Raw genomic sequence first — 5,558 nt, 5'->3', positions numbered from 1 at the left:
CTGCTTTTCGAGATCGACGAGCAGATCAAAGCTGTTCACACGATCCCGAAAATCAAAGATCGTGTGACCCATGAGCACCTCGTAGTCGAAGCTGATGTGATTGAAACCGACGACGAGATCCGCACGCACGAGCTGCTCAATGAGGTCGTTCGTCTCCTCCTCTTCGAAGATGCGGTATTCGTTGTTCTTCGTGCTGAAAGTCACTGCGATGGAGATGCCCATCTTGTGCTTGTTCCCCCAGCCGCCCACGTCGTTCGCGGTGCGACGGGTTTCCAGATCGAAATAAACGAGGTCCTTGCCCATTCAGTGCAGCTCCAAGTCAGAGGCGGTAAACGATGCGTGCCTTGTCCATGTCATAGGGTGACATTTCCAATTTCACACCATCACCGATCACGAGACGGATGAACTTCTTGCGCATCTTGCCCGAGATGTGGGCCAGCACTTCGTGTTCATTTTTGAGCTTCACACGGAACATGGTCCCGGCGAGCACGGCCGTGATCACACCTTCCAGCTCGATGGCTTCTTCCTTTTGTTGAAGATCATCGTCCACAGGCGTTGGCTCAGGACGACGCTGCGAAGGACCGCCACGGGACCCACCGCGCGATCCGCCACGATAACCACCACGGCTGGGACCGCCTCGGTTGCCAGGAGGTCCGCTGCCTCCCGGACGTGGGGGACCGGCGCCTGTGCCACCGGCACCTGGAGGACGTGGGGGACCATTGCCACCTGGGCGTGGGGGACCGCTGCCGCCTGGACGAGGCGGTCCACTGCCACCTGGGCGTGGAGGCCCACTACCACCTGGTCGCGGAGGGCCGCTGCCGCCGCCTGGACGTGGTGGACCACCGGGACGCGGGGGTCCGCCTGGACGTGATGAATTGCCTCGATTTGGGGGAACGCTCATGGAAGGCGGAGAGTGCTGGAGACCGGGGACATTGACAACCAAAAAAACTGCTGGCACACGAAGGCGGTTAAGCTACTATCGGGCCGCTCAAAATGGTGGTCGTAGCTCAATGGTAGAGCTCCAGATTGTGATTCTGGTTGTTGCGGGTTCGAGCCCCGTCGATCACCCCACTTTGCAACGATGCCGGAAGACTCCGCATAAGTCGCTTGCCAAAGCTAGGCGCTTTCGCTTCCAGTCGTGCTCATGGAACTCCTCGAATCCGTCCTCGGCTACTCTTTCCGAGATCGCTCTCTGCTTAGCCAGGCGCTCACTCATTCCAGTCTGGGCTACGAGAGCCAGCGCACTCAGCCTGACAATCAACGCCTCGAATTCCTTGGAGATGCGGTGCTCCAGCTTCTGCTCTCTGAAATGCTCTTTCAACGCTACCGCGATGCCGATGAAGGAATGTTGACGAAGGTCCGCTCCCAACTCGTCTCCACCAAAGCGCTCGCCCAAGTCGCACGTCATATCGATCTCGGTAAATTTCTCCTCATGGGCCGTGGCGAGGAAGCCCATGGAGGACGGGCACGTGACTCCTCCCTCGCCGATGCCCTCGAAGCCATTGCTGGGGCTGTCTTCCTTGATGGTGGTATGGAGTCAGCCAAAGCCCTGGCACGCCTCCTCTTCTCGGATTTGCTCGACAGCCTAGGGGCCACGCCTGCTGACAAGAACCCCAAAGGCCAACTTCAAGAGATGCTTCAGGCGATCAATCCACAGTCGCCCCATTACCAAGTCATCTCTCAGAGCGGTCCTGATCACGCAAAGTCCTTTGTTTCCGCAGTCATCTGGTGTGGCCAGGAACTGGGCCGCGGGAGTGGGCGCAGTAAAAAGGAAGCCGAAGTCGAGGCTGCTCGGGCTGCTTTAGAGGCAGGGACTCAAAGACTGAAAGCCGATTATACAGCCACTAAAATTTCCACCATTCCATGTGAGCAGTCTGGGCAAAACCCCCCTCAACTCTGAGAGCAACCTTCACAACTGCGACTTGTTGCTGACCGCTCACAAGCTGTGCCCAATCTTATCGGCCCATTTCATCGTCGTGGAACCCTTGAGCCAGAGAGCAGGAACACGGTTATTGCAGTTATCCGCACCCTATATGACTGAGAGAGGTAAAGGTTCTCATTCATCCCCAATCATAGAGGTTGGGTAAAAGTAGCATAACTCATCTCTGACTCTGAGCGTTTGCACATTCACCAGCTTCCGCCAATCTACGCGCCCTTATGTCCAGCAGCCTCGGCACACTCTTCCGCATCAGCACTTGGGGCGAATCCCATGGCCCCGGCGTCGGTGTCGTCGTGGACGGCTGCCCGCCGCGCATCCCGCTCACGGTGGAAGACATCCAGCATGAGCTTGATCGCCGCCGCCCTGGCCAGAGCAAGATCGTCACACCCCGCAAAGAGGACGACAAAGCCGAGATCCTCTCCGGTGTCCTCGATGGCCAGACACTCGGCACACCCATCGGCCTCTTCGTCCGCAATACCGACCAGCGGCCCTCGGCCTACACCGAGATGCAGCAAGCCTACCGGCCCAGTCACGCCGACTACACCTACGATGCCAAATACGGCATCCGTGCCGTCTCAGGTGGAGGCCGCTCCAGCGCCCGCGAGACCATCGGCCGTGTCGCAGCCGGGGCCATCGCCCGCAAAGTCCTTCAGCACACCCTGCCGGCCTACGAATGCCTGGCTTACGTCAAGACGATCAAAGACATCCAAGCCAAAGTGCCCGCCACCCTCACCTCCGAGCACATCGAATCCAACATCGTCCGCACCTGCGATCCTGAAGCCGCCGAGCGCATGATCCAGCTCATCGAAACCGTCCGCAGCGAGGGCAACAGCGTCGGCGGAGTCGTCGAGTGCATCGTTCGTGGTGTCCCCCCTGGACTCGGTGAGCCTGTGTTCGATAAACTCGAAGCCGATCTCGCCAAAGCCATGCTCAGTCTCCCAGCCACCAAAGGATTCGAGATCGGCAGTGGCTTCTCCGGCACCCTCATGACCGGCCTGGAGCACAACGACGAGTTCTATATGGACGGCAGCCAGGTCCGCACCCGCACCAATCGCAGCGGCGGCATCCAGGGCGGCATCAGCAATGGCGAAGACATCGTCTTCCGCGTCGCCTTCAAGCCCACCGCCACCGTCCTGCGCGAGCAAAACACCGTCACCAACGACAAGCAGGAAACCACCCTCTCCGCCCGTGGCCGGCACGACGCCTGCGTCCTCCCACGAGCCGTCCCCATGGTCGAAGCCATGGTCCACCTCGTGCTCGCCGATCACTTCCTTCGTCAGCGGGCTCAGTGCGCTTGATTTACGGAGTCGGCGGTGCAGGCGGCTCCGGCTCTTCCGGGCTCGCTGGATTCTCCAAAAGGTGCTGCTGCATGTAGATTGGCATCTTCTCCGGTTGGCGGGGGAACATCTCCATGAGCTTCACCAGGTTCAGGTAAAGCATCAGTTGCAGATTATCACGGGCCATCTTCTTGCCGTCTTGTGTCGTGGATGAGGAGCCTGTCGAGGCTTCACTGGCAGCATAAACGGTTAGCCAGTTCGCCTTCAGTGCGGTCGCCAGAGTCACGATTGCAGGCACCAGGTCAGCCTGATGGGAGGTCACCGCCTGCAGCAGGATGTCCAGCTTTGCCTCCACCTGATCATCGCGGCAGGTCTGGAAGATCGAGCGGCCATTCGGCAGCGCCTCCAGGATCACGGGGGACTCCTCGCCGTAGGCACTGACAAAGGCACCCTCGATCCTTGCCACATCGCGTGGGATCGTGATCTCACGGTAGTTGTCCTTTGCCAGCTTCCGCGCCTTGCGGATGGCCAGCTTGGCATCGTTGTCCGTCACACAGTCGGCCCAGAGATCAAAGGCGCTCTGCGTTGCCGTGATGCGTGCCGTCAGTTCATTGTTGTTATTGTTGGCGATGAACCGCTCCAAATGATCCGTGGTGAAAGCGGCCAGTTCGGCCTCACTGATTTCCTTATCATCGAAGGGATTGTCGAGGAAGTGGGCTAAGTCTCTCATGGTGCTGGATGGGTTGGCATCCGGAGTATCAAAGCGAGCTCCGCTATCGAAAAAGCTGAAATCAAAGCGTGCCATGACCTACAGATGAATTTTCGTTAATCGGCACGAGGATAATCAATTCTTACTCGGCGAGTCAATCCTTGATTAGACATCTGTGAAAAAATTCTTTTCAAGCCGCACTCCTTTTGAGAGGCTTCATGCATGGACGGACAATTCAATCCCCAGTGTAGACCCGAACCTGAGCCGAGCAATGCCCTCGAACGCCTGCTTCAAAAAGCGCAAGACCCCGCCGTGCATGGACGCATGATGCGTGCCCTCTGGGACACTGAGCTTCACACCCTCATCGCCTACCACCCCGAACTGGAGGGCATGATGGAGCTGAAAAACGGATCACCCATGCCTCAGTTCATCCAGATCGACGACGGCACCGGCCCCTTTCTCCCCATCTTCAGCAGCGAGGCTGTGGCAGAGTATGTCATCGAGAAAAACGGTGCCAAAATGGGCACGCAAACACTCGCCTCCATGCCTGGGGAGGCCCTTTTTCAAATTATCAAGCAACTCGAGTGCGATGTCGTCGTAAACCCAGGCATGACGCACAGCCTCAGGCTCCAGCCCGAAGCCATTGCCGCACTCATCGATGGCGAGTTCCGCCACACCCGCCCTTCTCACGCCCACACCGAAAAGACCACGCTTCGCCCCATCGAGTACGACAGCCTCCCCACCAACTTGAGCGACAGCATCCGCCGCTTCTGCGACCGAGGTCGCGTCCCCATCGCCGTCTATGCCTTCGTCGCCTGCGATCACGAAACTGGCAAACCCGACATGCAAGACCTGCGCATCATCCTCCGCCTCCGCAGCGAGGACAATGACTTCTACAACGACTTCCGGCTCATGGTCGCCAAACTCTCCACCCCCAACCTCCGCCTCAGCACCGGCGTCACGATCGACACCGACGAAAAAGGACTCACCTGGCTCAGCCAGCAAAAGCCCCTCTGGCCCGTCCTGGAACTCTGATCGCAGCCTGTCCCCGGCTTTCCGAAAACACAGAATCGCCAGGGAACCCTTTGGGAAGCCCCTCCGAAAAGTCAGAACGCCCGTGGACCTCGATGGAAGGCCCTTCTGAAAATCCGAAAGGCCGGGGATCCTCATGGAAGGTCGTTCCGAATTTTCGGAAGCCTCATGGATCGTGATGGACGGTCATTCCGAAAATCCGAAGCGCCGTGGACCTCGATGGAAGGTCGTTCCGAAAAGTCGGAAGTGCCGTGGATCGTCATGGGAGGTCATTCCGAAAACTCGGAGACGACGGGGAAGGGTAGGGGAGTGTAGCAGCAATGTGGCAAGTGAAGAAGTATTCAAAAGAACACTTACGCGACTAAAATCGCGTGCTCACAATTATTTTTTCAGAGTTTGGTTATTATAAAGTGAAGCCGCTTCAAATCGTCTGAGCCGCTCAATAACAAAACCCACCCATAAATGAACACACCCGAAAAAGTATCTTATCACCTTCATGCGCCAACTGGAGATTCGCCCATCACTCCTTTCCACCATAACAATCTGGAACTTTGGCCCAGGCCGTTGATCTGCATTTCCTGCGCTCGCCCACTACCCATGG

General features: G+C 57.9%; 5 protein-coding genes, 1 tRNA gene and 1 pseudogene. 4 read left to right on the top strand and 3 right to left on the bottom strand.

Annotated features, from left to right (window positions below):
- A pseudogene (locus AC6FTP_RS25115) lies at nucleotides 1–303 on the bottom strand (ribonuclease H-like domain-containing protein); the annotation flags it as partial.
- A gap of 16 nt (nucleotides 304–319) precedes the next feature.
- Nucleotides 320–550 (bottom strand): translation initiation factor IF-1, encoded by a 231-nt coding sequence (gene infA / locus AC6FTP_RS25110; protein WP_497209646.1) that lies wholly within the window; start codon nucleotides 548–550, stop codon nucleotides 320–322.
- 446 nt (nucleotides 551–996) lie between these two features.
- Here infA and AC6FTP_RS25105 point away from each other — a divergent pair.
- From AC6FTP_RS25105 to aroC, 3 genes are all read left to right on the top strand, one after another.
- Nucleotides 997–1,071 (top strand) — tRNA-His (locus AC6FTP_RS25105).
- 73 nt (nucleotides 1,072–1,144) lie between these two features.
- Nucleotides 1,145–1,900, top strand: coding sequence for a ribonuclease III (gene rnc / locus AC6FTP_RS25100; protein ID WP_497209645.1), 756 nt, complete (start codon nucleotides 1,145–1,147; stop codon nucleotides 1,898–1,900).
- 257 nt (nucleotides 1,901–2,157) lie between these two features.
- Nucleotides 2,158–3,237, top strand: a complete 1,080-nt coding sequence (gene aroC, locus AC6FTP_RS25095; protein ID WP_497209644.1) for a chorismate synthase — start codon at nucleotides 2,158–2,160, stop codon at nucleotides 3,235–3,237.
- A 1-nt stretch (nucleotide 3,238) separates the two neighbouring features.
- Here the strand turns inward: aroC and AC6FTP_RS25090 are convergent, their stop codons facing one another.
- On the bottom strand, nucleotides 3,239–3,946 hold the full coding sequence (locus AC6FTP_RS25090) for a hypothetical protein (RefSeq protein ID WP_497209643.1): 708 nt from the start codon (nucleotides 3,944–3,946) through the stop codon (nucleotides 3,239–3,241).
- Between the two features lie 201 nt (nucleotides 3,947–4,147).
- Here AC6FTP_RS25090 and AC6FTP_RS25085 point away from each other — a divergent pair, with 201 nt between their 5' ends.
- Nucleotides 4,148–4,960: an SseB family protein gene (locus AC6FTP_RS25085; protein ID WP_497209642.1), complete on the top strand. Its 813-nt coding sequence runs from the start codon at nucleotides 4,148–4,150 to the stop codon at nucleotides 4,958–4,960.
- Nucleotides 4,961–5,558: the final 598 nt, after the last annotated feature.

Origin of the sequence: Prosthecobacter sp. (genome assembly GCF_044378005.1) — a bacterium.
Classification (GTDB): domain Bacteria; phylum Verrucomicrobiota; class Verrucomicrobiia; order Verrucomicrobiales; family Verrucomicrobiaceae; genus Prosthecobacter.
This window is presented reverse-complemented; position numbering and strand designations above follow the sequence as displayed.